The 25,971-nt window shown below is 61.9% G+C and carries 20 protein-coding genes; 4 read left to right on the top strand and 16 right to left on the bottom strand.

What is annotated here, in order from left to right:
* Positions 1 to 448: 448 nt before the first annotated feature.
* The 6 genes from phnE (AC5J09_RS08005) to AC5J09_RS07980 all read right to left on the bottom strand — a co-directional run bounded on the left by phnE (AC5J09_RS08005) (position 449) and on the right by AC5J09_RS07980 (position 8,376).
* Entirely contained in the window at positions 449 to 1,966 is a 1,518-nt protein-coding gene (gene phnE / locus AC5J09_RS08005; RefSeq protein ID WP_494297347.1) for a phosphonate ABC transporter, permease protein PhnE, read from the bottom strand.
* A gap of 9 nt (positions 1,967 to 1,975) precedes the next feature.
* The gene (gene phnE, locus AC5J09_RS08000) at positions 1,976 to 2,938 is read right to left on the bottom strand and encodes a phosphonate ABC transporter, permease protein PhnE (protein ID WP_100670168.1); all 963 of its coding nucleotides are present in this window, start codon (positions 2,936 to 2,938) and stop codon (positions 1,976 to 1,978) included.
* A 173-nt stretch (positions 2,939 to 3,111) separates the two neighbouring features.
* Positions 3,112 to 4,017 (bottom strand): phosphonate ABC transporter substrate-binding protein, encoded by a 906-nt coding sequence (gene phnD / locus AC5J09_RS07995; protein ID WP_100670169.1) that lies wholly within the window; start codon positions 4,015 to 4,017, stop codon positions 3,112 to 3,114.
* An 89-nt stretch (positions 4,018 to 4,106) separates the two neighbouring features.
* Complete coding sequence (gene phnC, locus AC5J09_RS07990; protein WP_100670170.1) at positions 4,107 to 4,946, bottom strand: phosphonate ABC transporter ATP-binding protein; 840 nt, start codon at positions 4,944 to 4,946, stop codon at positions 4,107 to 4,109.
* Between the two features lie 362 nt (positions 4,947 to 5,308).
* Positions 5,309 to 7,144 (bottom strand): ABC transporter ATP-binding protein, encoded by a 1,836-nt coding sequence (locus AC5J09_RS07985; protein WP_494297346.1) that lies wholly within the window; start codon positions 7,142 to 7,144, stop codon positions 5,309 to 5,311.
* Between the two features lie 32 nt (positions 7,145 to 7,176).
* Positions 7,177 to 8,376: an aminotransferase class V-fold PLP-dependent enzyme gene (locus tag AC5J09_RS07980; RefSeq protein ID WP_494297345.1), complete on the bottom strand. Its 1,200-nt coding sequence runs from the start codon at positions 8,374 to 8,376 to the stop codon at positions 7,177 to 7,179.
* A gap of 112 nt (positions 8,377 to 8,488) precedes the next feature.
* On the opposite strand from AC5J09_RS07980, the gene AC5J09_RS07975 reads away from it, so the two are divergent.
* On the top strand, positions 8,489 to 9,304 hold the full coding sequence (locus AC5J09_RS07975; RefSeq protein ID WP_100670173.1) for an IclR family transcriptional regulator: 816 nt from the start codon (positions 8,489 to 8,491) through the stop codon (positions 9,302 to 9,304).
* Between the two features lie 11 nt (positions 9,305 to 9,315).
* Here the strand turns inward: AC5J09_RS07975 and AC5J09_RS07970 are convergent, their stop codons facing one another.
* From AC5J09_RS07970 to AC5J09_RS07940, 7 genes are all read right to left on the bottom strand, one after another.
* Positions 9,316 to 9,816, bottom strand: a complete 501-nt coding sequence (locus AC5J09_RS07970) for a RidA family protein (protein WP_275599201.1) — start codon at positions 9,814 to 9,816, stop codon at positions 9,316 to 9,318.
* Positions 9,817 to 9,855: 39 nt separating this feature from the next.
* Entirely contained in the window at positions 9,856 to 11,067 is a 1,212-nt protein-coding gene (locus AC5J09_RS07965; protein WP_100670175.1) for an amidohydrolase/deacetylase family metallohydrolase, read from the bottom strand.
* A 3-nt stretch (positions 11,068 to 11,070) separates the two neighbouring features.
* Entirely contained in the window at positions 11,071 to 11,940 is an 870-nt protein-coding gene (locus AC5J09_RS07960) for an ABC transporter permease (protein WP_324763629.1), read from the bottom strand.
* Entirely contained in the window at positions 11,940 to 12,881 is a 942-nt protein-coding gene (locus AC5J09_RS07955; RefSeq protein WP_198516622.1) for an ABC transporter permease, read from the bottom strand. Before AC5J09_RS07955 ends, AC5J09_RS07960 begins: the two co-directional genes overlap by 1 nt.
* Before the next feature lie 87 nt (positions 12,882 to 12,968).
* Positions 12,969 to 14,486 carry an ABC transporter substrate-binding protein gene (locus AC5J09_RS07950; RefSeq protein ID WP_494297662.1) on the bottom strand — a complete coding sequence of 506 codons (1,518 nt, stop codon included), beginning with the start codon at positions 14,484 to 14,486 and terminating at the stop codon, positions 12,969 to 12,971.
* A gap of 456 nt (positions 14,487 to 14,942) precedes the next feature.
* Positions 14,943 to 16,070, bottom strand: a complete 1,128-nt coding sequence (locus tag AC5J09_RS07945; RefSeq protein WP_494297344.1) for an NAD(P)/FAD-dependent oxidoreductase — start codon at positions 16,068 to 16,070, stop codon at positions 14,943 to 14,945.
* Positions 16,071 to 16,148: 78 nt separating this feature from the next.
* Complete coding sequence (locus AC5J09_RS07940; protein ID WP_018098412.1) at positions 16,149 to 17,102, bottom strand: LysR family transcriptional regulator; 954 nt, start codon at positions 17,100 to 17,102, stop codon at positions 16,149 to 16,151.
* Positions 17,103 to 17,289: 187 nt separating this feature from the next.
* On the opposite strand from AC5J09_RS07940, the gene AC5J09_RS07935 reads away from it, so the two are divergent.
* Together AC5J09_RS07935 and AC5J09_RS07930 are read left to right on the top strand one after the other, a co-directional pair.
* The gene (locus AC5J09_RS07935) at positions 17,290 to 18,477 is read left to right on the top strand and encodes an acyl-CoA dehydrogenase (RefSeq protein WP_018098414.1); all 1,188 of its coding nucleotides are present in this window, start codon (positions 17,290 to 17,292) and stop codon (positions 18,475 to 18,477) included.
* Between the two features lie 11 nt (positions 18,478 to 18,488).
* On the top strand, positions 18,489 to 19,673 hold the full coding sequence (locus AC5J09_RS07930) for a CaiB/BaiF CoA transferase family protein (RefSeq protein ID WP_494297343.1): 1,185 nt from the start codon (positions 18,489 to 18,491) through the stop codon (positions 19,671 to 19,673).
* A 61-nt stretch (positions 19,674 to 19,734) separates the two neighbouring features.
* Here the strand turns inward: AC5J09_RS07930 and htpG are convergent, their stop codons facing one another.
* On the bottom strand, positions 19,735 to 21,624 hold the full coding sequence (gene htpG, locus AC5J09_RS07925) for a molecular chaperone HtpG (RefSeq protein ID WP_494297342.1): 1,890 nt from the start codon (positions 21,622 to 21,624) through the stop codon (positions 19,735 to 19,737).
* A 105-nt stretch (positions 21,625 to 21,729) separates the two neighbouring features.
* On the opposite strand from htpG, the gene AC5J09_RS07920 reads away from it, so the two are divergent.
* Positions 21,730 to 22,902 (top strand): acetate/propionate family kinase, encoded by a 1,173-nt coding sequence (locus AC5J09_RS07920; protein ID WP_494297341.1) that lies wholly within the window; start codon positions 21,730 to 21,732, stop codon positions 22,900 to 22,902.
* Positions 22,903 to 23,084: 182 nt separating this feature from the next.
* Here AC5J09_RS07920 and AC5J09_RS07915 read toward each other — a convergent pair whose 3' ends face one another.
* Both AC5J09_RS07915 and AC5J09_RS07910 read right to left on the bottom strand, forming a co-directional pair.
* Positions 23,085 to 24,560 carry an NAD-dependent succinate-semialdehyde dehydrogenase gene (locus AC5J09_RS07915; protein ID WP_494297340.1) on the bottom strand — a complete coding sequence of 492 codons (1,476 nt, stop codon included), beginning with the start codon at positions 24,558 to 24,560 and terminating at the stop codon, positions 23,085 to 23,087.
* Positions 24,561 to 24,674: 114 nt separating this feature from the next.
* A complete protein-coding gene (locus AC5J09_RS07910) occupies positions 24,675 to 25,943 on the bottom strand; it encodes a 4-aminobutyrate--2-oxoglutarate transaminase (RefSeq protein ID WP_494297339.1) in 1,269 nt (422 codons plus the stop codon).
* Positions 25,944 to 25,971 lie beyond the last annotated feature (28 nt).

Here is a 25,971-nt window from a genome sequence, read left to right as displayed (position 1 = left end):
GGCCGGTCCGTTTCTAGACCACGATGATTTTAGGTCGGAACAACCTGAAATCATGAGCGGGCGGAAAACCGCACACACTTTTCCTTATCATCCCCGGTTCCTCATTCCTGTGCTTGTCACAGGAATCCAGCCAGACCAAGTCCTTGGGCTGGAAAGGCTCTTCCGCGCCGCAGACGCGGCGCTGCTGGATCCCTGTGACGAGCACAGGGATGAGGTAAAGGAGAGATTGCAGTCCTCCGAAAAGTTCCTACAGCGCCGCGCGTCTTATGAGACGATCTGCTGCATGTTTTTGTCCATTGATCGGCTACGATCAATGGAAACATGCAGTGGCGCACGATCGGTACTCAAGGAATTCAAGCGCATCATGCCGACAAGACCGACCAGAGCTTCAACGCCATTATCCATCTCGCAGCAGCCGTCACAAACTCAAAATGAATCTCAACGCGCGCTAGCGTGTACGGCCCATGAGACGCGATCGGCAAAGATTGGAAATGCTGTCGAAAACGAAGACGACCATCAAGATCAGCAGCACCATATAGGCGACATTTTCCCAATCCGAATTTGTGCGCATCGCCTCCCACAGCTTCAGGCCGATCCCGCCGGCGCCGACGGCGCCGATAATGGTGGCCGAACGCGTGTTCGACTCCCAGAAGTAGAGAGCCTGGCTGGCAAAGATCGGCAGGACCTGCGGCAGCACGCCGAAGCGCTGCACGGCGACCGGCGCGGCGCCGACCGATTTGACGCCCTCACGCTGCTTGTCGTCGATGTTCTCGAGGGCTTCGGAGTAGAGCTTGCCGAGCGTGCCCGTGTCGGTGAAGAAGATCGCCGAGATGCCCGCGAGCGGTCCAGGCCCGAAGGCGCGCGTGAAGAACAGCGCCCAGATGAACATGTCGACCGACCGCAGGAAGTCGAAGAAGCGCTTCACGAACTGATTGGTGAGTCGGCTCGGCGTGATGTTGCGCGCCGCGAGGAAGCAAAGCGGGAAAGCAATGAAGGAGGCGAAGAGCGTTCCGACGAAAGCCATGACGATCGTCTGCAGGAGCTTGGTCCAAACATCCAGATGCTGCCATTCCGCATTGTAGAGGATGTTGTTCCAGGCAAGCGAGAGGTTTGAGCGCGCCGGATCGATCCGTTCTCCGGAGACGATCAAGGAGGCAACGTCGCTGTAGGACTTCCCGAAAAAGGGCGAGTTGGTGTCGAAGAGGAAATTCACCCAGCCGAAGAAGCGATTGCGGATGGAGACCTCGTCGCCCTCCACCTGGGCCCAGCCGGTGGCGCCGAAGGACAGCGTCACCTTCTCGCCCGGACGTTTCTGGACGGCCCAGGAGGGAAGGGCACCTTCAGGCGTGACAGTGTCCGCGCCGTCGACCTTCAGTCGGAGCGTTTCGCCGGCATGCGTGACCGTGACGAGCTTTTCGGCAACTTCGATGCGGGTCGAGCGGTCGTAATTCACCACCGCGTGCGTGACGACCTCCTCTGTGCGGGTCGTGACGACCTCTTCCTGTGGCGCTGACTTCGTATCGCCGCCGCGCGCCGCGTTCGGCGTCATAAAGCTGAAAGAGGAGGCGCTCTTCGGCTTCGGGGCCTGCTTCGGGGCCGTCGACGTATCAACGGTGCGCGTGACCGTCTCTTTTTCGAGCGTGACCCATTCCGGGCTCGGATTGTCTCCAAGCGGCGAATTGCGTCCGTATGAGATGCTCATCGCTCCATCGGGTGCGATGGCGATCTCCGGCCGGACTTCGTAGGAAACCCAGTCGGCGAGGTAGATGCCGGCAATTCCCCAATTGGCGTTGGCGAGCACGTGCCCGATCGAGAAGAACCACCAGCTGAAGATCATGTAAAGAACGACGCCTGCCGTTATCAATGCCTTGCTGCGCCGCTTGGCGGCCGACGACTGCAGAAGATGCGGGTGGCGCGCGGCGATAGCTTCCATTTCGCGCGCGTCGAGGTTGGTCGAGGCAATCATGAGGCGGTCCTATTGCGCAAGCTGAAAGGCCTGGTCGCCGACGAGGCGGCGGCGAAGCCAAGCGGAGAACTGATCGACTGCGAAGATCGTGGCGAAGAGCAGGAGGACGATCGCGAGCGTCTTTGCTTCATGGCCCTGGCCGATCGACAGGCGCAGGAGTTCGCCGATGCCGCCCCCGCCGACGGCGCCGATGATCGTCGAGGCGCGCACGTTGATTTCGAGCCGGAGCAGAAAATAGCTGGTGAAGTTGGGCAGCACCTGGGGGACCATGCCGAACCAGACCCGCTCGATCCAGTTGGCGCCGACGGCACGCAGACCTTCCTCCGGTTTCATGTCGGCATTCTCGACCACTTCGAAGAACAGCTTGCCGAGCGCGCCGATCGTGTGGATCGAGACCGCAGCGATGGCGGGAATAGGCCCAAGCGAAAGGATTGCCAGGAAAAAGCCGGCGATGACGACTTCCGGGAAGGCGCGCAGGATTTCCATCAGCCGGCGCACGATGCCCCTGATCCAGGGATTGGGCATCAGATTTCGCGCGGCGAGGAAGCACAGGATGAAGCCGAAGAACACGCCGATAACCGTCGAAAAGATGGCGATGTTCACGGTCTCCAGCATCTTGTGCACATATTCCGGAATGTAGATGCTCTCGGTCAGGTAGAGGCGGCCCTCCGGGTAATTGTATTTGAAGCTGCCGTCGTCATAGGGTGAAGGCAGATCGAAGAGGGCGCGAACGATCTCTATCGGATCGCGCGGCATGAGATGGCCGACGAAATCGAAGAAGTGCGGCAGCCGGTCGAAGAACTTGCCCGCGTTCGACTCGTTCGCGAACCAGAGCGAACTGACAAGCGTCAACGCGAGAAATGCGAGACCGAGCCAGGTATAGAGACGCCGGCGATTGTTGAGCTCCTGCCAGTGACGCTCGATAAGGGCGCCGTTCTCGCTGAGGTGTCGTGTTGACACGGAAGTGGCCATTGGGTTTCCGGCAAGGGGCCGGCCTCTAGAGCGCTTCCGGGAAGAGGAAGTGCGTCGTTTCAAAAAGTAGGATCGCTTGATCGAGACGATCCGGGAGCGGGCGGCTGCAGCTGCCCCGATAGTCGAACGCCGGCCGCAGCTTGGCGGCCGGCGCAGGATGATGCGTTCGGCAATCAGCCGCCGATCGTCGCCTTGCGGGCATCGATGATCGGCTTGTAGAAATCGCTATTGACCTCGACGAAACCGGTGAAGTCGCCGCCCTGGATGGCGGAGAAGCAGGCGGCGTCGGTCTTCGGCAGATCCATCATGAATTGCTTGAACTTGGCCTTCATGTCGTCGTTCAATGCGGAACGCACGACGATCGGGCCGTTCGGGATCAGCGGCGACTTCCACAGTTCGACGAGGTCGTTCATGTCGACGATACCCTTGTCGACCATCTTGCGCAGGTTGCCCGAGGTGTAGCCGTCCTTGAACTCGCCGACGCCCGAGCCGAAGGTCGTACCGGCATCGAAGGTACCCTTAACGACTTCAAGCACGAGGTTCTCGTGGCCGCCGCCGAAGCCGGTTTCACCGAAATATTCCTTGATCGGCGCGCCGATCGCTTCCGGCAGCGTTACGAGGGGAACGAGATAGCCCGAGGTCGAGTCCGGATCGGCGAAGCCGAGCTTCTTGCCCTTCAGGTCTTCGAGCTTTGTAATGCCGGAGTCCTTGCGGGCGACCATGATCGAATGATAGCCCGTGGAGCCGTCGGTCTGGACGGTCGTCAGGATCGGTTCGACGGCGTCAGCCTTGGCGAGATAGATCTTGGCATAGCCGGAGGCGCCGAGTTCGGCGTAATCGAGCGTGCCGCCGAGGAGGCCCTGGATCACGCCGTCATAGTCCGCCGCCGGAAAGAGGGAGACCTTCTCGACGCCGATGGCTGCCGGGAGCTGATCGACGAGGCACTGGTAGTTGCGCAGGCGGTCGGCTTCGTTTTCGCCGCCGATGATGCCGACGCGGAATTCCTTCAGGTCTTCGGCCTGTGCGTGGCCGACGAGGGCGAAAAGCGCGACCGCGCTCAGAAGAGCTTTTTTAAGCATTGGGTTCGTTCTCCCGTTTCCCGGACGCGCCGGGTCTTTCTCGGTTTCGAAAAGGCGCCCTTGACGCGGGCATTCGATCGCGGCGGACCTTAAGGGCCGGCCAGTGCCAGCGGCTTCAAGCCGGCCGATGCTGTTTCCTGCGGTGCTTCCGCGGGGATGTTGATGCTGGTCGAGGTCATCGACTCCTCGATCGCCGTTTCCGCGCCGTAGATCGCCGCGACCGCGGCGGCGGTCAGGTCCTTCGGCTGTCCGTCGAAGACGACCTGACCATGCGCCATGCCGATAATCCGCTCGCAATAGTTCCGCGCGGTATCGAGTGTATGCAGGTTGGTAATCACGGTGATGCCGTCGCGCTCGTTGATGTCGCGCAGCGCGTCCATCACGATCTTGGCGTTGAGCGGGTCGAGCGACGCGATCGGCTCATCGGCGAGCAGCATCTTCGGCTGCTGCATCAGCGCGCGGGCGATTGCGACGCGCTGCTGTTGTCCACCCGAGAGCGTGCCGGCCGGCTGAAGGGCGGTCTGTTCGATCCCCAGACGCTCCAGTGCACCGATCGCCATGATGCGCTCTTCGCGGCTGAACATGTTGAGGACGCTCAGTACGGTGGATCGATGGTTGAGCCGCCCGAGGAGAACATTGGTCAACACGTCGAGGCGAGGCACCAGATTGAACTGCTGGAAGATCATGGCGCAGTCGCGCTGCCACTCGCGCAGGGCCGCGCCCCTGATCGAGGAGACCTGTACGCCGGCGAATTCGATCGAGCCGGAGGAGGGGTCCACCAGACGGTTTATCATGCGCAGGAGTGTCGACTTGCCGGCGCCGGAGCGGCCGATAATGCCAACCATCTGGCCCTGTGGAATGTCGAAGGTAACCGAGCTGACGGCTGTCTTCTTGCCGAACTGGCGGGTTACGTTCTTCAACTGAAACATTGGCAGCTTCCTCTTTCGGGGAGACCGATCATCGGTATGACCCTGCCATATCCGCGCTTCATGAAGGCGCAGTGTCAGTTTCGTGTAGGTTCTGTAACAGTGCACGGGTGCGGTTCATGAACCTCGAACGCACCGGCCGAAGTCATCGTGACAGGTGACATCCGTCACCCCCGCAGCCTGCAGCGCAGGTCGGCTTCCAGCCGCGGATCGAACGGCAGCGGAAGTGCGGAATGGTCGGTGCCGAAGCCGTAGCTTTCCGACGTGCAGCAAAGGACCTCGTTCGAACTCCGAGCTGGGCACGTCATAGACGAATCCTCGGGAAACAGCCTGATGCGAGGAGAGGGCCAATCATTGCGTCGAGATCACGCGGCGACAAAGTGCCCCGGCGAAACCTCGTGGTACTGGATTGGTACAGTCTTGTAATCGACCGGACGGATCGGGCTTTTTATCTCCTCATTGCCGATTTGGCCCTTTCCACGGCGGCGATCCGGGTCGGGGACCGGCACCGCGGAAATCAGTTTCTTCGTATAAGCGTGCTGCGGATTGCCGAAGACCGCAGCGCGAGGGCCGACCTCAACGATTTCACCAAGGTACATGACTGCAACGCGATGGCTGACGCGCTCGACGACGGCCATATCGTGGGAAATGAAGAGGAAAGCAAGATTGAGGCTCTGTTGCAGATCCAGCAGCAGATTGATCACCTGCGCCTTGATCGAAACGTCGAGAGCCGAGACGCTCTCGTCGGCGACGATCACCTTCGGATCGAGCGCCAGCGCCCGGGCGATACAGATGCGCTGACGCTGGCCTCCGGAAAACTCGTGCGGGTAGCGCGAAGCCATGTCGGCTGTCAGTCCGACCTTGACCAGGAGATCGGCCACCAGATCACGTGCCTGTTTGGCGGTTCCCATCTCGTGTTCGAGATAGGGTTCGGCGATTGCAGCACCTATCCGCATGCGTGGGTTGAGGCTCGCGAAAGGATCCTGGAAGATCATCTGGACCGTCTTGCGCATCTCGCGCATTCCGCTTGCATCAAGCGTCAAGATCTCGGTTCCATCCACCAGAACGGAGCCGGCCTGCGGCTCGATCAGGCGCATAATCGCACGGCCGGTCGTCGACTTGCCGCAACCGGATTCACCGACCAGAGATAGAGTCTCTCCGGCATGGAGGTCGAAGGAAACGTTTTCGACCGCATGGACGCGGCCACTCAAGCGGCTGAACAGGCCGGAATGGATGTCGAAATGCTTGGTGAGGTTCCTGACTTCGAGCACCGGGCGTTTCCCGAGTGCAACCGTATCTGCCGTCTCGACCGGAATATCGGAGAGCCCGGTCGCCGTATCGACGACAGGAAAGCGCATGGGCCGATCCCTGCCGCCCATCGAGCCAAGGACAGGAACGGCGGACAGAAGCGCTCGCGTATACGGGTGTCTGGCGCGGAAGAAGATATCGCTCGTTGGGCCTGATTCCACCTGCTCGCCGCGATACATTACCACCGTCCGGTCGGCAATTTCGGCAACGACGCCCATATCGTGCGTGATGAAGAGCACGGAGGTTCCCTCTTCCTCCTGCAGCGTCTTGATGAGATCGAGAATCTGTCCCTGGATGGTGACGTCAAGTGCTGTCGTCGGCTCGTCGGCAATCAGCAGCTTTGGTCGTGAGGCAAGTGCCATGGCAATCATTACGCGCTGGCGCATACCACCCGAAAACCGGTGCGGATATTCATCGAAACGGGAGGCGGCGGATGGAATGCGCACCTTTTCCAACAACCGGATGGTCTCGGCCCTGGCGTCCCGCTTGCTCATCTGCGAGTGGCAGAGAAGCGCTTCGGAGATCTGGTCGCCGATGGTGAAGAGCGGGTTGAGGCTTGTCATAGGCTCCTGAAAGATCATCGCAACATCGTTTCCGCGCACCTGCCGCATCGTGGTCTCAGGCAGTTGCAGAATATCGCGGCCGTCGAGCACGACCCTTCCCGCGATACGGCTGGTATCGGCCGGGAGCAGTCGCATGACCGACAGCGAGGTGACGCTCTTGCCGGAGCCGGATTCTCCGACGATCGCCACGGTCTCGCCAGGGGCCACCGTGAACGACATATCCCGCACAACGGACCTCCACTCCCCGTCGACGATGAACGACGTCGTCAGGTTCTCCACGGACAAGATCGGCGGCACGGGTTCTGTTTGTAGGGCGGGGAGGGTTGCCATGTCGGGATCCTTCTTCGGTTTCAGCCGTCGGTTCAATCCGGCCAGCGCAGTGCGCCATCGAAACGGTGCTTGCTGCGGTTTTCCAGCGGTGTGGCGATGATGTCGTTCGAGGCGCTGGCCTTGTCGAGTTCCTCGGCCAGACGGTTGGCAACGATGGTCTCCTGACCCGGATGCAGGTTGCAGGGATCGAGGTAGAAGTAGTGATGCTCGACCTCGTGGTCGCGCACGATGACAGGCGGCGTACCGCGCGCCAGCGCAGCGGCAAGATCCCACGCCGTGATATGGGCTTCGTGCGCGCTCACGATCACCCGCAGCCTGTCGAGTGGATTGCCGGTCGGATCGGGCTCGATCAGCGCTGTGACGCCTGGTCGGTTCTCCAGCGTGTCGCGCCAGAGATGGAGATAGCTGGTCTCGCGGGCGCGGATACCGTCATGATCGCGCTTTTCCCAGGCTTCCAGGGCCGCCATGAGGCCGAAGACGCTCTCCTTGCCGACTTTCATGCCCCGCCCAATCCCCATATTCTGAAGGAAGGCGTTGCGCACGAGGTCCTTCCTACCAGCCACGATGCCGGAAGTCGGGCCGCCCAGAAATTTGTGACCGGAATAAAGCACGATGTCCGCTCCCTGCTCGAGAAAGCTACGCAGATCGTATTCCGATGCCGCATCAACGATGACGGGCACTGATTTCGCGTGGGCGATTTCCACGAATTCCGTCAGCTTCAAAAGGCCGTAGTCCACGACGTGATGCGAGACGACGTAAAGGGCCGCAGCCGTCTTTTCCGTGATCGCGTTCTCCATGTGGTACCGATGGGTCGAGGTCGCTTGCCCGATCATCACGGTCTTGGCGCCCGCCAGACGAATGGACTGATCGACCGGCGCGCCGTAACTGACGATATGGCCCATCTGCACAAGGATCTCATTTTTTTCTGTGCTGACGCTGGGCAGTTTCTCGATGGCGAGCAGGTCGCTGCCGGTGATGGTTCCGGCAATGGCAAGGGTGATGCCTGCCGCGCACGATGCCGTCACGAAACCGGCTTCGCCGCCGGTCAGCCGCGCGATCACGGCACTTGCTTTTCGCTGCAGGTCATTCATCTCGACGAATTGCGGCAGGATGGATGTCATAGCGGCAATCGCTTCCGGAACCACGATCGATGCCCCCAGGCTTGTCATCGTGCCTGAAACATTGATGACCGGACGCAGTCCGAGGGATGTGCGAATGTCTTCACTGGGCATTGTGCTCTCCGAAATTATTGCGGCCGAAAACGGAGGGGATTGCCTTCCAATCATCGACAGCTATGCCATTACAATGTAATAACAGTCCAAAATCATCATGTGAGTTCGTGTCTTGAACGCCAAAATCCACCCCATTTCCGTGATCGATGAGGACAGCGTGAAAAGCGGAAAACGCTCTCGGGTCAGCGGCATAGACCGGGCCCTGCAGGTTCTTGATCACCTCTACGAGACCGGCGCGCCCTGTAGTGCCTATGCTATTGCCAAGGCAATTGGCGCGCCGCTTTCCACGGTCTACGTGATTGTCGATGATCTGGTAGAAAAGAACCTTTTGACGCGCGGTGCCGATGGCTTGATCTGGCTTGGAGCGCGGCTTTACCACTTCGGTCTTGCCTATGCCCGCTCGCTGGATTTCATGAGTGTCGCCACCCATGAAATGCACGATCTCTGTCGCCAGGTCGGTGAAACCGTCCAGCTTTGTGGCCGTGACGGCGACCATATGCTGGTGCTTGCGATGGCGGAAGGTCCAAGCCATTTCCAGGTCGCCTCGCGCGTTGGAACCCGTGTGCCGCTGAACTGGACCGCGTCCGGCCGGCTTCTGGTGGGTCATCTGCCGGACGATGAGCGGCTCGAGCTCTTCAGGCGATGCGCCCGCTCCTCGCCGACCGGACGCGCCGATGTCGATCCGGCCAAGCTGTCTGCCGCGGCCGTGGACGCGATGAAGGCGCGACTTTCCATTCAGGCGGGCGAATCCGACTATGCCGTTGCCTGCATCGCGTCGCCGATCTGCGACCGCGATGGCCGGTGCGTCGCGACCATCTCGATCGTTCTGCCGGAGCAGAAGGCCTTTTCCGACGAAACGCATTACACTTCGCATGCGCGCGCTTCCGCGGACAGGATCGAAAAACTGATGGGCTGGCGCGGTCACTGACATGCTTTTTCTTAACCGTGCAGGGCGACGATCGCTTCGATCTCGACGGTGATATTGCCGGGCAACGACCCGAAGCCGACCGCGGACCGGGCATGCTGCCCGGCATCGCCGAAGACCTCGACGAAAAGGTCCGAGCACCCATTGATGACGCCGGGATGATCCTCGAAGTCTGGTGTCGCATTGACCATGCCGAGCAGCTTGACGACGCGCCGTACCCGGGAAAGGTCTCCCAGTGCCTCCTGCAGGACGGCCAGCAGGTTGATGCCTGTCAGTCGCGCGTGGCTATAGGCATCGGCGACATCGACGCCGCCCGGTCCCACCTTGCCGGTATGCATGAAACCATCGGCCTCACGCGGACCCTGGCCGGAAAGATAGATCAGATTGCCTTCGCGCACATGCGTCACGAAATTGGCTATCGGCGGCGGGGGGGGCGGCAACACGATGCCGAGCGACGTCAGCCGGTCGGCAGGCGAACCCGTCCTGTCGGCGGCGGTTGCCGTGGAACTGTTCACGCGAACTCCTGTGTCCTGTAAAATGAGAGTGGCCCCGGCTTAGCGGTATGAATAGCCGTGGCTGTGACGCACGAGTTTTCGCGCGCGCGGGATATAGCGGCTGGCTGACACAGCTTCCGCGCCGATGATGGCATAGCGCGGTTCGAAAATGCGGGTGAGCACCGAGACGTCACCATTCGAATCGGTCGCCTCGATATCGGCATCGACCAGATCGAAAACGGTGAAATCGGCCCGCTCGCCAACGGTGAGGCGGTTTTCCATCGGCAGCTTGATAACGGACGCCGGCGCCTGAGTAACTGCCTCCACCACCTTGTCGAACGGCATGCCGACCACCAGCAGTTTTGACATGGTCGTCGCCAGATCCCAGACCGGGAAGTTCATCGAGTGGTCGTGCAGATCGGTCGAGATAGAGAATGGCAGAAGACCCCGCTTGATTGCCGCCTCGGCAACCTTGAACGAGAAGGACGCCCCGCCATGGCCGATATCCAGCCGGATACCGTCGCCGGCACATCGCTCGGCGAGATCGAACAGATCCTCGTCTTCCATGATGCTCGAGCCGGCCTTGCCGTTGAAGCAATGGGTGACGATGTCGCCTGGGCCGAGGATTTCCAGCACTTCGTCATAGAGCGCCGGAGGTTCACCGACATGCACCATCATCGGTATCTTGAGGATCTTGGCGATTTTCTTTCCGAGCTTCACCGGCGTCACGCCCCAGGATCCGGTGATGACGTGGCTCGCTCGGACCTTGATGCCGACAATATGCTCGCTGTTTTCGGCGTAGACCTCAAGAATGCGGTCGAGATTGATGTCCTGAATGCTTCTGAGTTCCGGCACGCGGTTGCAGGCGACAAGACCGATGGAGCCGAGATTGATGAAAGCCTTGATACGCTCGCGCGACGGCTCGATGATATATTCGCGAAAACCATGGAAATTGGCTTCGCCGGCAGAGCCGGCATCCACCAGGGTCGTGACGCCACGCTCCGCGCCGCATTCGGACGGGCGCAGGGAAATATCCGTGCCGCCGTGCCAGATGTGCACGTGCAGATCGATCCAGCCGGGCGAGATCCACGCGCCGTTGCCATCGATGCGCTGCACCTCAGTGGATACGGCAAGCGACGGGCCGACTTCGGCAATGCGGCCGTCAGCATTGATCAGGATATCGATCGGGCCGTTTGGTGTGCTGGCGCCGAAGGCAATGGGTTTGACATTGGCGAGGAGCACAGGCCCCTTCGCCTCATATCGATAAGACATGTTTCATAAGTCCTTTCGAAGCCTTGGATCGAGAAGATCGCGCAATCCGTCGCCAACCATCTGCAGCGACAGCACGGAGAGAATGATGGCGAAGCCAGGAAACAGCGTCATCCAGTCGGCTTGGCCGATATATTGCCGGCCGGCGGAGATCATCGTGCCCCAGGTCGGGATTTCCGGGCTGACGCCAAGCCCGAGAAACGAAAGTCCCGCTTCGGCCAGCATGGCGCTCGCAAAGAGAAATGTCGCCTGCACGAGGATCGGCGACAGCAGGTTGCGCAGCACATGCCGCGTCATGATGTGGCGCGTCGAAATGCCAAGCGCCCGGGCGGCCTCGATATAGGGAAGCTCGCGGATCACCAGGGTCGACGCACGGACGATACGCGCCAGGCGCGGCGCGTAGACGATGCTGAGCGCGATGATGACGGTGGTCAGCGATGGCCCCAGTGCGGCCACAAGCGCGATGGCGAGAAGAATGTCCGGAAAGGCCATCATCGCGTCAATCAGACGGGCGATCGGCGCATCGAATTGCTTGAAGAATCCGGCGATCAGCCCGAGCGTCACACCGATGATCGCGGACAATGTCACGACGGCGGCGCCGACCAGCAATGACAGCCGCGCCGAATAGATGGTCCGCGAAAACACGTCGCGGCCGAACTCATCGGTACCGAAGATGAACGTGCCGCCCGGCGGTTTCAACCGGTTGACGATGGACAGTTTTGACGGCGAATAAGGCGCGATCAGCGGGGCAAAGATGGCAAGCAGCACGAAGATCGTCAGAACGATCAGTCCGAAGGCCACGGTCTTGCGCTTCAGCAGGCGCCGGATGAATTTGTTGCGCTCGCTGAGCGCCGGTTTCGAGACGATTGCTGTCATCAGTAACGCACCCTCGGATCGACCAGCAGGTAGAGCATGTCGATGGCAAAATTGATCAGGACATAGAGTGCGGCAATGACCAGCAGCGCCCCCTGGATGACCGGATAATCGCGCCGGAGCACGGCGGATACCACCAGGTTGCCGACGCCGGGCAGGCCGAACACGGTCTCGGTCACGACGGCGCCTGAGACGAGAACCGCCGCAGTCAGGCCGATCACCGTGAGGATCGGAACCAGCGCGTTCTTCAACGCATGCTTGAGGATGACACGCCGCTCGATCAGACCCTTGGCGCGGGCAGTCCGGATATAGTCATCTCCGAGCACATCGAGCATCGAGGCGCGGGTGAAGCGCAGGACCAGCGCCGAGGAGACGATGCCGAGCGCAAACGCCGGCAGCGTCAGATGATGCATCCGCTCAGCAAACGTCGATCCCGGTCCGCCGTAGCCCGACACGGGGAACAGATCGAGACGGACGGCAAAGACCTGCATCATGATCAGGCCAAGCCAGAAGCTCGGAATGCTGGCAGCCAGCATCGCCAGCGCTGTTGCTGCCTGGTCGAAGAGCGAACCACGCCGATAGGCCGCATAGATCCCGATCGGCAAGGCGATGGCGCTGGCGATGAGCAGCGAGAACACCGTAAGGAAAAAGGTCGGTTCGGCCCGCTCGAGCAGGGCCGATGCGACCGGCATGTTGAGGAAGATCGATTGGCCGAGATCGCCCTTCAGCAGCTGACCCATATAATAGATGTATTGAACGCCCAGCGAACGGTCGAGGCCCAGCCGTATGCGCAGCTCCGCAATATCCTGGGCGCTGGCGTCCGGCCCGAGCATGACCGCTGCCGGATCGCCGGGCGTCACCCGTACGATCACGAAGACGATCGTGACGACAAGGAACATCACGACGATCATGCCGAAGAGGCGCTGGAGAATATACCGTATCATGAAAGCCTGATCCTCATGCTCCGGAGAGCGCGCAGGTCTGTAAAGGACACCGGCTCGAGCGAGCCGATGTCTCCGACTGAGGAATGATCATTTCGTAATCGACGCGTTCCAGAAAAATGGCCAAGGGGCCGGATCGACGCCTTCCAGTTTTGTCGACTTGGCAGCCACCGCGTTGAAATTACCGATCTTCATGAAGGCCGCGTCGTCATAGATCGCTTTTTGGACATCGGCGAAGAGCGCGACACGCCTGTTTGGATCGACCTCAGAAGTGAATGCATCCACGGCTGCCTTGCGGGCAGGGGTGTTCCACCAGCCCGGCGAACTGGTCGAAAGCGAGCCGATCAGAGCCGGCTCCGGCAGGAACGGGCTGTGGGTGATATAGACGTCCCAAAGCTTGGGATCGGCCCGGCGCTGCGTCAGCGTTGCCCAGTCGACCACCTGCATATCGACGGTAAAGCCGGCAAGCTTGAGATATTCCGCCGCGACCTGGGCCATCTTGTAATGAAATTCATATTGGCGGCTGGTGAGAATCCGCAGTGGCTCGCCATTGTAACCGGCGGACTTCAGCGCTGCCGCCGCGCCTTCCGGGTCCGCCACATTGTAGGCTCCGTCAGTGCCCGCTTCGGTATGCCAGGAATAGGCCTCCGGGTAGATCGCGCCATCGAGGGAAAAGAAGTCCGGGCTGCCGAAGGCCGCAGCCATCATGTCTTCCATGCTGAGCGCCTGGCGGATGGCCTTGCGCACGGCGACGTCCTTGTTCAGCCCCTCGGCCGTATTGAAGACAAAAACCGGATAGCCGAACGGCTTGAGCATGATCGGCTGCGTCGAGGCCGAAGCCTTGACCTTGTCGAAAGATTCGACCGGGATGGAATCCACATAGTCATACTGGCCCGATACTGCAGCTTCGACGCGCGTGTTCGGATCAGGAACGGGGACAAAGCGGATTTCGTCGAGATACTGGTGTCGAGCGCCGCCGTAGCCATCGCTCTCGCCGTCCCGGGACTTGTAGCCCTCGAAACGGGTCAGCTGGATATATTGGTCGGCCTTGCGCTCCTTGAGCATGTAGGGACCTGTACCAATGAAGTCCTTCATCACGTCATCCTGCTTTTCCGACGGGATGATGATGGCTGCCGAATTGTTGAAGGCGAGCAGGGACGCCAGCGGCGCGTAGGGCTGCGTCAGGGTGATCTTCACCGTTGCCGGATCGGCAGCTTCGATGGAAGCAATGAAGCCTGCTGCCTGCTTGCCGCGCGAGGCAATCTTTTCCCAGCGAGCAAGAGAGGCGACAACATCCTCGGATGTCATGTCCGTATCATCGTGGAATTTGATGCCGGTACGCAGCTTGATTGTGTAGGTTTTACCGTCGGCGCTGATGTCCGGCAGGCTATCGGCCAGAAGCGGCGTGACGTTCCAGTTCTTGTCGAATGTGTAGAGGGTCTCGAAAATATGCTGCGTGACGATACCGACGAGATCGGCCGTCGATGACATCGGATCAAGCGTCGGCGGCTCACCGATCGTGGCGACATTGACGATGCCGCCCCTTTCTTGAGCGAGAAGGCCGGAAGGAAGGATTGTCAGTGCAGTTCCCAGTAGAAGTGCAGTCACCTTTTTCACGTTGAAGTTCCCCTTGTTCCACTATTATGTTATATGTGTTCTTATAAAAGAATATTGGATAAGCGGTGGCTGTCAATCGAAAATTGAACTGCCACACGTTTCCATTGTCCGATCAGCGGCTGATCGCCCCCGGAGCTTCGCCCATGGCGCCGCCTAAGAGCTCGGATTTAACGGAGTTCAACATTGTGCGCGCAGACGCAGATCTTTTGTGGCCGTTGCACAGTAGGCCCGGGGAACCTTCCTCGCTGCGCGCCTTTCCGGGGTGATTTCGTTGAGAGCTTGAACACCGAAAGGATCGGCACTTCGCGAACGATGCGAACGTGGGCAGCCTGATCGATGTCAGGAACGGCTCCTCAGTCGCAAGACGGCAGCTCGAAGACGATAAATGGAATTGTGGCCTGTGGTTTCGGAATTTACCGCGATTGCGGTCCGGCTCGCAAAATTGCTTCAGCTCGGCAGGCGACGCGGGTCGAACTGTCGGGGATCGAGCTCTTCGGCCCGGAAGGCTGCGGGCGGTGCGGTGTCGCGCAGAAGGGCAGCCGCCAGAGCGCCCAGCGCAGGCGAGGTGAGAATCCCGTAGCCTCCCTGGGCGGCCAGCCAGAAGAAATCCGGGCAGCCTGGCGCAAAACCGATGACCGGCAGCCGGTCAGGGGAAAAGCTGCGCAGACCCGCCCAGCTCTTGACGATTCTTCTTACCGGGACCGTTGTCGCCTCTTCGACGTAGTGTGCGGCCCAGGCGACGTCGATCTCCTCCGGCTGTACGTCCGATGCTTCGCAGGGCGTGGCGTCGGCGGGCGAGGCGAGCAGCCTCCCACCCTCGGGCTTCATGTAAAAGTCTTCATCTATCTCGTTGATTTCAGGAAGCTTTGCTGCATCGATGCCTGCCGGAAGGTCAACGGTGATGGCGGTGCGCCGATGTGGAACGATGCCGCTCGGCCTTACGCCGAAGACCGCAGCAACCGGGTCCGCCCAGGCACCGGCCGCGTTGACGACGATCCTGGCTCCGATCTCACCGGCCGCCGTGCCCAGCAGCCAGCCCGATCCATGATGCCGAGCGGCGAGGATTTCATGGCGCTCCAGGATGTCGCAGCCGTTGCGGCGGGCGCCCTTGACGTAGCCCTGGAGCAGGTTCTCGACCTCGATGTCCCAGAAATTCGGGTCGTGGAAGGCGGCTGCGACATAGTCGGGCTTGAGGATCGGAACGCGGGCAAGCGCCTCGTCCTTCGTGAGCCGTTCGATTTCAGGTGTGAATTCGCGTTCTTCGGCGAGCATCTTTTCAAATCGGTCGAGTTTCCCGGCACCCGCGATCATCACGCCGCCGCGTTGCCTTAACAGCGGCACGTCGCTGAAGCCTTCCGGCGGCCGATCGAAAAAGGCTTTCGATATCGTCGCGAGTTTGCAGATTTCCGGCGCGTTGTATCTGAGCACGAACTCGGCGGCCGAGCGGCCGGTGCTGTGATAGCCGAGCGCCTCCTCCCGTTCCAGGACGGCGACGGAACGATGCGGGCTCAGGAAATGGGCGAGCGACAAGCCGGCGATCCCGCCCCCGATAATCACAACGTCGTAGTTTGGCATGTACCGCTCCCGCAACTTGACGGCGGAGAATAGGGACGGTGCGGGTGCCGCTCAAATTTATAGTGGTAAATGTCGTTATCAATCCTGCTGATGGTCGCAATGATCCAGCGCTTCGGTGTCGGCGACGTGGGCGAGGAAGGCGGCTTCGGCCGGATTGAGGATGGAGTTTGGATTGGAAATGCGGAAGACGTCGGTCGTCGGCAGGTCGCGATAGGGGGGCAACTGCCACAAATCTCCCGCCGCGACGGCCTCGCGGGCGATATGATCGGGCAGCATGCCGATGCCGACATCGGCGGCGATCAGCCGCATGACCTCCTCGACGTTGCAGGAGACGCCCCGAACCTGCTGGCCGAAGGAGCCTACGGCGCGGACTGCGGTCACGGAATTCATGTGCTGACCGCCGAGTACATCGGCTATGAAGGCGATGTAAGGATCGCCGCGCAGATCGTGGAAATCAACGCCCTCGACGCCGAAAAGCCGGTGGCCGCGGCCGCAGTAGAGCGCGTAGCGCTCGCGTATGTGGAAGCTCTTGTTCAAGCCCTCCGGTATGATGCCGTCGCAGAGGCCCATCGTCGCAATGTTGCGCTCGACGGCGCTCAACACGTCGACGGTCGTCGCCACCGTCATCGATATCGTGACCTTCGGATGCATGCGAAAGAAGCTGCCGAGCTTCCGGTCCCAGGCGGGATTGTGGGCGTGGCTCACCGCATGGATGTTGAGATGACCGGTGATCTCCTCGCCCGCCGTTTCCAGAACATGCGGCAGGCGAATGACGGCCGCGAAGATATCGCGGCACTGGAGGTGCAGTTTCTCACCTGCTTCCGTCAGATCGAAACGCCCCGGGCGGCGATCGATCAGTTTCTGCCCGATGGTCTGCTCGAGCCGTTTGAGGGCCATGCTGACGGCGGGCTGCTGCAGGAGCAGCCGGTTTGCGGCCGCCGTGATGCTGCCCTCCTCGACGACCACCACGAAGGTGCGCAACAGGTTCCAATCGAGATTGTGGGCGAAACGTTCAAGGCGGTTGTTGGTCATGGTGGCCGGCGGAGCGATGATGTACTTTATGCATATTCAGAAGAATGGTCGCTTGCACAAGGCCAATCGCCACGGGGCCGATCAGATGAATCATGCAGCAGGCGCATGAGCCAGTGTCTCAATTTCGTTTGAAAGCCTTGACCCGGCTTGTCATAACACAGGCGCGACAATGCGACGGGAGATAGAGATGGCCGGCAAAAGCCAATTCCAGTGGGACGATCCGTTCCTCCTCGAAGATCAACTGAGCGAAGACGAGCGGATGATCCGCGATACGGCGCGCGCCTATGCCCAGGAAAAGCTGCAGCCGCGCGTGATCGAAGCTTACCGCGAGGAGACGACGGACCCGGCGATCTTCCGCGAGATGGGCGACCTCGGCCTGCTCGGCGTGACCGTTCCCGACACCTATGGCGGTGTCGGCGCGTCCTACGTCGCCTACGGTCTCGTCGCACGCGAGGTGGAGCGCGTCGATTCCGGCTATCGCTCGATGATGAGCGTGCAATCGTCGCTCGTCATCTATCCGATTTTCGCCTACGGCTCGGAAGAGCAGAAGCGGAAGTTCCTTCCGAAGCTTATCAGCGGCGAGTGGATCGGCTGCTTCGGGCTGACCGAGCCGGACGCCGGTTCCGATCCGGCGGGCATGAAGACCCGGGCGATCAAGACCGAAGGCGGCTACCGTCTCGTCGGCTCCAAGATGTGGATATCCAATGCGCCGCTCGCCGATGTCTTCGTCGTCTGGGCGAAGTCGGAAGCGCATGACAATGCCATCCGGGGCTTCGTGCTGGAAAAAGGCGCGAAAGGCCTTTCCGCACCAAAGATCGCAGGCAAGCTCTCGCTGCGCGCCTCGATCACCGGCGAAATCGTCCTCGACAATGTCGAGGTCGCAGACGACGCGCTGCTGCCGAATGTCGAGGGGCTGAAGGGACCATTCGGCTGCCTCAACCGTGCTCGCTACGGAATTTCCTGGGGGGCGCTCGGCGCGGCCGAATTCTGCTGGCATGCGGCCCGTCAGTACGGTCTCGACCGCAAGCAGTTCAACCGACCGCTCGCCCAGACCCAGCTTTTCCAGAAGAAGCTCGCCGACATGCAGACCGAGATCGCGCTCGGGCTGCAGGGCTCGCTCAGGGTCGGACGGCTGATGGACGAGGGCCGCATGGCCCCGGAGATGATCTCGATCGTCAAGCGCAACAATTGCGGCAAGGCACTCGATATTGCGCGCATGGCCCGTGACATGCACGGCGGCAACGGCATTTCCGAGGAATATCAGGTCATGCGCCACATGATGAACCTCGAGACCGTCAACACCTATGAGGGCACGCACGACGTGCATGCGCTGATCCTCGGCCGCGCCCAGACCGGGCTGCAGGCCTTCTTCTGAGCGGCGCCGCCATGGAAGCGCCGCTCAAGGGCATCCGGGTGCTCGAACTTGCCCGCATACTGGCAGGCCCCTGGACCGGGCAGACCCTTGCCGATCTCGGCGCCGACGTCATCAAGGTCGAGAGCCCGGCCGGAGACGACACCCGGACCTGGGGACCTCCCTTCGTGAAAGGCGAAGACGACGAAAGGCTGGATGCCGCCTATTTTCACGCGTGCAACCGCGGCAAGAGGTCTGTCGTTCTCGACTTTACGACCGCAGAGGGGCAGGAGGCGGTGCGCCGGCTTGCCGCGCAATCCGACGTCTTGCTCGAGAACTTCAAGGTCGGCGGCCTCGCCAAATACGGTCTCGATTATGAAAGCCTGAGGAAAGTCAATCCGCGGCTCATCTATTGCTCGGTCACCGGCTTCGGGCAGGACGGGCCCTATGCTCACCGCGCCGGCTACGACTACATCGTCCAGGGCATGAGCGGCATCATGGACCTGACGGGCGAGCCGGATCGTGAACCGCAAAAGATCGGCGTTGCCTTCGCAGATATTTTCACCGGGCTCTATGGTGTTATCGCGGTGCAGGCGGCCCTGGCACAGCGGGAACGCACGGGCGAGGGCCAGCAGATCGACATGGCGTTGCTCGACTGCATGACGGGCGTGCTCGCCAATCAGGCGCTGAACTTTCTCGTTTCCGGCAAGGCACCGCGGCGGCTCGGCAATGCCCATCCGAATATCGCACCCTATCAGGTGTTTCCGACCGCCGACGGGCATCTGATCGTCGCAGTCGGCAACGACCGCCAATTCGTGAAATTCTGCGAACTCCTCGGCCGGCCGGATCTCGCCTCGGATGCCCGCTACCATACGAATGCAGACCGCGTGCAGCACCGCGAGAGCCTGACACCGGAGCTCGCGGCGGAAACAGCGAAGTTCGAGCGGGATACATTGCTCGCCCGGCTCGAAGCCGCAGGCGTCCCCGGTGGCCCGATCAACTCCGTCGCCGACGTTTTCGCCGATCCGCAGGTCGTCCACCGGCAGATGCGGGTGGAGACACCCCATACCGGCGCGGCGGCAGGAACGTCGCCGGGCGTCCGCACGCCGATCCGCTTCTCCGGTGCAACGCTTTCGCTCGAGCGCGGCGTGCCCCGGCTCGGGGAACATACGGATGAGGTGCTGGCGGAGATCGGAATGGTCTTGTCGAAAGACCGGTAAGTCAGGCCGGCATCAATCTCCTTCGCCCCGCCTGCGGGACGAAGGAGCCTTTCTCTTGAGCCTAAACCTTCAAGGCTCGATCGAACACGCGGGAAAGCCGCTCTGCAAAGGCGCGGGGGTTTTCGGGCTTGTCGCCGTCGAGAACGCGGGCCTGGTCGAGGAGAAGTTTGACCGCGTCCTCCCGGAAGCCCTTGTCCTCCGCGGAGCAGGCGGCAAGCGCGGCGATCAGGTTATGGCCGGGATTGATCTCGAGGACTGGCTTGGGAGCGCTCTCCATACGTCCGGCGCCTTGGAGCATTTTCTGGAGCTGAAGGTCAGGCCCCTGTTCGGGCGCAACAAGGCAGACGGCGCTTTCCGTGAGGCGGTCGGAGGTCCGGACGTCCGAAACCACGTCGCCGAGCGTCTCCCTCGCGAAGGCCACGAAGTCGGTGACGGCGGCGCCCGCTTCCGTCGAAGCGGCGGCCCCATCGTCCTTTTTGGCGATGGCGGCGAGATCGGCCGCACCCTGGGTGATCGACTTGAACGGCTTTCCTTCGAAATCGGGAGCGGTCGTCACCCAGAAGCTGTCGACCGGGCATGTCAGGAGCAGCACCTCGATGCCGCGGGCGCGAAAACCTTCGAGCTGGGGCGACGCCTTCAGCTGGGCGAGGTTGTCGCCGGTCAGGTAGTAGATGGCCGACTGGCCGTCCTTCATCTCCTTGACGTAGTCGCTCAAACCGCGCGGCTTGTCGTCATCCGCGGTCGTGCGGAAGCGCGACAGCGCCAGGAGCTGGCCCCGCCGCTCGAAATCTTCGTAAATGCCCTCCTTGATCACGCTGCCGAAGTTTTCCCAGATCTTGGCGAAGGCCTCGGGATCGCTTTCCGCAAGCTTTTCGATGCTGGTCAGCACGCGGTTCGTCAGCCCCTTGCGGATATTTGCGAGAAGAGGACTTTCCTGAATCATTTCCCGCGAGACGTTGAGCGGCAGGTCCGCCGTGTCGACGAGGCCGCGCACGAAGCGCAGGTACCGCGGCAGCAGTTCCGCCTCGTCGGTGATGAAGACGCGCTTGACGTAGAGCTTCATCCGGCCCTTGCGATCGGGGTCGAAAAGATCGAACGGCTTCGAGCCGGGCACGAAGGCAAGCGCGGTATATTCGTGGCGCCCCTCGGCGCGGAAATGAACCGTCAGCGCCGGATCGTCGTACTGCCCGGCAACGCCGCGGTAGAAATCGGTATAATCGTCCTTGCTGATCTCGCTTTTCTGCTTCGTCCAGAGCGCCGTGCCGTCTGCTACCTGTGCCGGTTCTGCACCGGGCTTCTCGACGATCGAGATCGGAACCGGCACGTGACCGGACTGCTCCTTGATGATGCGCTCGACCGTCCAGCGCGAGGTGTAGGTCTTGGCGTCGTCCATCAGATGCAGCGTGATGCGCGTACCGCGCGACGGCGCGTCCGCGAGATTGACCGCCGAAACCGTGTAGCTGCCCTTGCCGTCGGATGCCCAGTGCCAGGCCTTGTCGGTGCCGGCGCGGCGGGAAACGACATCGACGTTGTCGGCGACCATGAAGGCCGAATAGAAGCCGACACCGAACTGGCCGATGAGCTGGGCGCCGTCCTTGTTCTGCGCTGCTTCAACCCGCTCCATGAAGGCACGCGTGCCGGAGCGTGCAATCGTGCCCAGCGATTCGACAAGCTCGTCGCGGCCCATGCCGATGCCGTTGTCCTCGATGACCAGGCGGGCATTCTCCTCGTCGAGCGTCAGAGTGATGCGCGAGGCGGGATCGCTGCCGAGGAGCTCGGGGGCGACGATCGCTTCGTAGCGCAGCTTTTCGCAGGCGTCGGCCGCATTCGAAATCAGCTCGCGGAGAAAGACGTTCTTATCGGAATAGACGGAGTGCACCATCAGGTGCAGCAGCTTCGCCACGTCGGCTTCGAAGACATGTTTCTCTACGGACGTTTCGACTTCACTCATTGCGTTTTCGGACCTCGTTGACGTTTGCTCCCAATTGGCAAGCCGCGGCCTGAATTTCAAGGGTCGTCTTGCGGCAGCCCCGCTTCGGTGCGAAGCTCCTGTCAGATGGAAGCGCTGCTCGTCATCAATGCCGGCTCGTCCAGCCTGAAGTTCCAGATATTCGGGATCGCCACGGCGGGGCTCGAGCGGCAGGTTCGTGCGAAACTGGACGGCATCGGAACCCGGCCGCGCCTGAAGGCGACGGCAGCCGACGGCACCGAGCTCATCGATCGGAGCTTGGACAGGACCGATGTTCGCGACCTTCCCGCGGCCCTGTCGGTCGCACGCGACTGGCTGGCGACGCTTCGCGGCTTCGACCTCCGGGCGATCGGCCATAGGGTGGTGCATGGCGGTCCGGATTACGTCCGGCCGGTGCTGATCGACCCGACGGTGCTCGACCGTCTGTCAAGCTATCAGGACCTCGCACCGCTGCACCAGCCCAACAATCTCGCGCCGATCCGGCTCGCTATGGAAATCAAACCCGACGTGCCGCAGGTCGCCTGTTTCGACACGGCCTTCCATCGAGGGCGCGCCGAGCATACCGATTGCTACGCCCTGCCGCGCGCCTTCTATGAGCAGGGTGTGCGGCGCTATGGCTTTCACGGAATTTCCTATGAATATATCGCCGGCCGACTGCGCGAGGTGGCGCCCGAGGTCGCCCGCGGCCGGGTGATCGTCGCCCATCTCGGCAGCGGCGCGTCGATGTGCGCGCTGAACGACGGACGCAGCGTCGAAACGACGATGGGCTTTACCGCACTTGACGGGCTGCCGATGGGCACGCGGCCGGGCCAATTGGATCCCGGCGTCGTTCTCCACCTGCTCCAGGACATGAGTGCACAAGCTGTGTCGGACCTGCTCTACCATCGGTCCGGCCTGAAAGGTCTCTCCGGCATATCGAACGACATGCGCGAGCTTCTGGAGAGCGAGGACCCGCGCGCTTCCTTCGCGATAGACCATTTCGTGCACCGCTGCACGCTCAACGCCGGCATGCTGGCCGCAGCCTTGGGAGGCCTCGATGCATTTGTCTTTACCGCCGGTATCGGCGAAAACGCGGCGCCGATCCGGGCCCGTATTTCCGAAGGCCTGGCCTGGCTCGGCGCGCAGCTCGATCCGGCCGCAAACGATGCAGGCGCCTCGGTCATCTCGAAGGCAGGAAGCCGCGTCGCGCTCCACGTCATGCCCACCGACGAGGAGCTGATGATCGCCCGCCATACGCTTGCGATCATCCGTGCTCCTTGAAGAGCCGGCCCGAAATCTTGTCGTTCCGACAGCTCCCCTCCCGATACGGAACGCCTCTACATGTGGCATGCTTCGGCTGAAGCGTGAACCGTGCCGCAAATCGTCTCCCCCTTGTGGGGGAGATGGCCGGCAGGCCAGAGGAGGCGTCTCGGGGGGCGTCCTGGCGGTCGGCAGGCGCCCGGTCAGATGTTGCCCATGCAGAGATATTTCATCTCGAGATAGTCCTCGAGACCGTGGCGGGAGCCTTCCCGGCCGATGCCGGATTGCTTGATGCCGCCGAAGGGAGCGGCCTCAGAAGACATGCGGCCCGTATTGATGCCGACCATGCCGTACTCCAGAGCCTCGGCGACATGCCAGACCCGCTTGAGGTTCTCGGCGTAGAAATAGGCAGCAAGACCGTAGATCGTATCGTTCGCCTCGGCCACCACCTGTTCGGCGGTCTCGAAGCGGATGATCGGGGCGATCGGCCCGAATGTCTCTTCCTGGGCGATGCGCATGTCGTGCGAGATGCCGGTAAGCACCGTCGGTTCGAAGAAGGTGCCGGTCGTTCCGATCCGGCTGCCGCCCGAGCGCACTTGCGCTCCCTTGGCTACCGCGTCGGCCACATGCGCTTCGATCTTGTCGATCGCGTGAACGTCGATCATCGGACCGATGGCGACGTCGGGAGCAAAACCGTCACCGACCGTGAGTTCGCGCACGCGCGCGACGAACTTGTCGGCAAACGCGTCATGCACCGCGGATTGCACATAGATGCGGTTCGCCGAAACGCAGGTCTGGCCGGCATTGCGGAATTTCGCCTGGAGCGCGCCGTCCACCGCCTCGTCGATATCGGCGTCGTCGAAGACGATGAACGGGGCGTTGCCGCCGAGCTCGAGGCTTACCTTCTTGATCTGGTCGGAGCATTGCCGCATCAGGAGCCTTCCGACCTCCGTCGATCCGGTGAAGCTGATCTTGCGAACCTTGGGATTGCTGCAGAGCTCGCGCCCGATCGGGGCGCCTTCGGAGGCGTAGAGAAGATTGAGCACGCCTTCGGGAAAGCCCGCCTTCTCGGCAAGCGCGAACATCGCGCCGGCTACCAGCGGCGTCTGTTCGGCGGGCTTCAGGACGATCGTGCAGCCGGCGGCAAGCGCCGGGGAAATCTTGCGGGCGACCATCGAGGCTGGGAAATTCCAGGGCGTGATCGTGCCGACCACGCCGACCGGCTGCTTGATCACGAGCATACGCCGATCGTTGGCGGGTGCCGGGAAGGTTTCGCCGTAGACGCGCTTGGCTTCCTCCGCGTACCATTCGATATAGGATGCGGCGTGCAGGACTTCGCCCTTTGCCTCGCCGACGGGCTTGCCCATTTCGGCAGTCAGGATAGAGGCGAGGTCGTCGGCATGCTCGACGAGCAGGTCGTGCCAGCGGCGCAGGATGATGCTGCGATCCTTGGCCGGCTTGCCGGCCCACAGAGGCTGGGCGAGGGCGGCCGCGTCGATAGCCGCGCGTGCGTCATCGATTCCCATGTCCGGAAGCGTCGCGAGCAGTTCGCCGGTCGATGGGTTGGAAACATCGAAGGTGGGGCCGGCCGGCTGTCCGGAAGACCGCGTGACTTCGCCGAGGGAGGCGAAGACCTTCGGTCGCCGGATGTGTCTGGTGAGTGCGGGCGTCAGGGCCATGGGCGTCCTCCCGCGATGCCTGCGGCGACCGCAGGCTTCGCTTCTATTCCTTGTGAGGGCGCGGATCGTGCGCCCCGGCTTGGACGAGCGCGATAGCGGCCGGTCCGGCAGCCGTCAACCGCGTGCTTCGAGGATCGATGCCTCGATAATGTCGAGGGCTTCTGCGAAGACCTCGTCCTGGATCGTTATCGGCGCCAGGAAGCGGATGACATTGCCATGGACGCCGCAGGTCAGCAGGATCAGCCCCTTTTCGAGGGCAAGGAGGCGGACCTTGTTTGCGAATTCGGCGCTTGGCAGGTTCGTCCTCACGTCGTTGAATTCGACGGCGTTCATGAAGCCGGGTCCGCGGATGTCGACGATTTCCGGTGCTTTCTCGCGGATGGCCGCAAGGCGCTGCTTCAGCCGGTTGCCGAGCTGGTTCGCCCGCTCGCACAGGTTCTCCTCGGCAATCACGTCGAGGACCGCATGCGCGGCGGCGATGCCGAGCGGATTGCCGCCATAGGTCCCGCCGAGGCCGCCCGGCCCGGGCGCGTCCATGATCTCGGCTCGGCCGGTGACGGCCGCAAGCGGGAAGCCGCCGGCGAGGCTCTTCGCCATCGTCGTCAGATCCGGCGCGACACCGTGATGTTCCATGGCGAAGAGCTTGCCGGTGCGGGCAAAGCCGGTCTGCACCTCGTCGGCGATCAGCAGGATGCCGTGCTGGTCGCAGATCTCGCGAAGCGCCTTCATGAAGGCGGTCGGGACCGGGTAGAAGCCGCCTTCTCCCTGAACCGGCTCGATGATGATCGCCGCGACACGGGCCGGATCGACATCGGCCGCGAAGAGCTTCTTCAGCGCCGAAAGCGACTGCTCGACAGTCACGCCGTGAAGCTCGATCGGGAAGGGGGCGTGGAAGACGTCTGCCGGCATCGCGCCGAAACCGACCTTGTACGGGACGACCTTGCCCGTCAGCGCCATGCCCATGAAGGTGCGGCCGTGGAAACCGCCCCCGAAGGCGACAACCGCCTGGCGGCCCGTCGCGGCGCGCGCGATCTTGACGGCGTTCTCGACGGCTTCCGCGCCGGTCGTGACGAAGATGGTCTTCTTCGCGAAGTCGCCCGGCACGATCGCGTTCAGGCGCTCTGCCAGATGCACGTAGTTTTCATAGGGCACCACCTGGTGGCAGGTGTGGGTGAAGCGATCGAGCTGCGCCTTGACGGCAGCGATCACCTTCGGGTGGCGGTGGCCGGTATTGACCACCGCGATGCCGGCGGCAAAGTCGATGTAGCGGTTGCCTTCCTTGTCGAAGATCTCCGCGTTTTCCGCGCGCTCGGCATAGACCTGCGTGGTCATTCCGACACCGCGGGAGATGGCTGCATTCTTGCGATCTGTGAGGCTCGTCATCGTTGTCGTCCTGGTCGAGAGGGAATAT

The organism is Sinorhizobium sp. (genome assembly GCF_059070375.1).
This window is presented reverse-complemented; position numbering and strand designations above follow the sequence as displayed.

Coding starts and splice junctions, on each gene's coding strand:
- phnD (WP_100670169.1), bottom strand. CDS start 4,017: ATGCTTAAAAAAGCTCTTCTGAGCGCGGTCGCGCTTTTCGCCCTCGTC.
- AC5J09_RS07915 (WP_494297340.1), bottom strand. CDS start 24,560: ATGGCCCTGACGCCCGCACTCACCAGACACATCCGGCGACCGAAGGTC.
- AC5J09_RS07940 (WP_018098412.1), bottom strand. CDS start 17,102: ATGACCAACAACCGCCTTGAACGTTTCGCCCACAATCTCGATTGGAAC.
- AC5J09_RS07930 (WP_494297343.1), top strand. CDS start 18,489: ATGGAAGCGCCGCTCAAGGGCATCCGGGTGCTCGAACTTGCCCGCATA.
- AC5J09_RS07980 (WP_494297345.1), bottom strand. CDS start 8,376: ATGCCCAGTGAAGACATTCGCACATCCCTCGGACTGCGTCCGGTCATC.
- AC5J09_RS07935 (WP_018098414.1), top strand. CDS start 17,290: ATGGCCGGCAAAAGCCAATTCCAGTGGGACGATCCGTTCCTCCTCGAA.
- phnC (WP_100670170.1), bottom strand. CDS start 4,946: ATGTTTCAGTTGAAGAACGTAACCCGCCAGTTCGGCAAGAAGACAGCC.
- AC5J09_RS07920 (WP_494297341.1), top strand. CDS start 21,730: ATGGAAGCGCTGCTCGTCATCAATGCCGGCTCGTCCAGCCTGAAGTTC.
- htpG (WP_494297342.1), bottom strand. CDS start 21,624: ATGAGTGAAGTCGAAACGTCCGTAGAGAAACATGTCTTCGAAGCCGAC.
- AC5J09_RS07960 (WP_324763629.1), bottom strand. CDS start 11,940: ATGACAGCAATCGTCTCGAAACCGGCGCTCAGCGAGCGCAACAAATTC.
- AC5J09_RS07910 (WP_494297339.1), bottom strand. CDS start 25,943: ATGACGAGCCTCACAGATCGCAAGAATGCAGCCATCTCCCGCGGTGTC.
- AC5J09_RS07985 (WP_494297346.1), bottom strand. CDS start 7,144: ATGGCAACCCTCCCCGCCCTACAAACAGAACCCGTGCCGCCGATCTTG.
- phnE (WP_494297347.1), bottom strand. CDS start 1,966: ATGATTGCCTCGACCAACCTCGACGCGCGCGAAATGGAAGCTATCGCC.
- AC5J09_RS07965 (WP_100670175.1), bottom strand. CDS start 11,067: ATGTCTTATCGATATGAGGCGAAGGGGCCTGTGCTCCTCGCCAATGTC.
- AC5J09_RS07945 (WP_494297344.1), bottom strand. CDS start 16,070: ATGCCAAACTACGACGTTGTGATTATCGGGGGCGGGATCGCCGGCTTG.
- AC5J09_RS07955 (WP_198516622.1), bottom strand. CDS start 12,881: ATGATACGGTATATTCTCCAGCGCCTCTTCGGCATGATCGTCGTGATG.
- phnE (WP_100670168.1), bottom strand. CDS start 2,938: ATGGCCACTTCCGTGTCAACACGACACCTCAGCGAGAACGGCGCCCTT.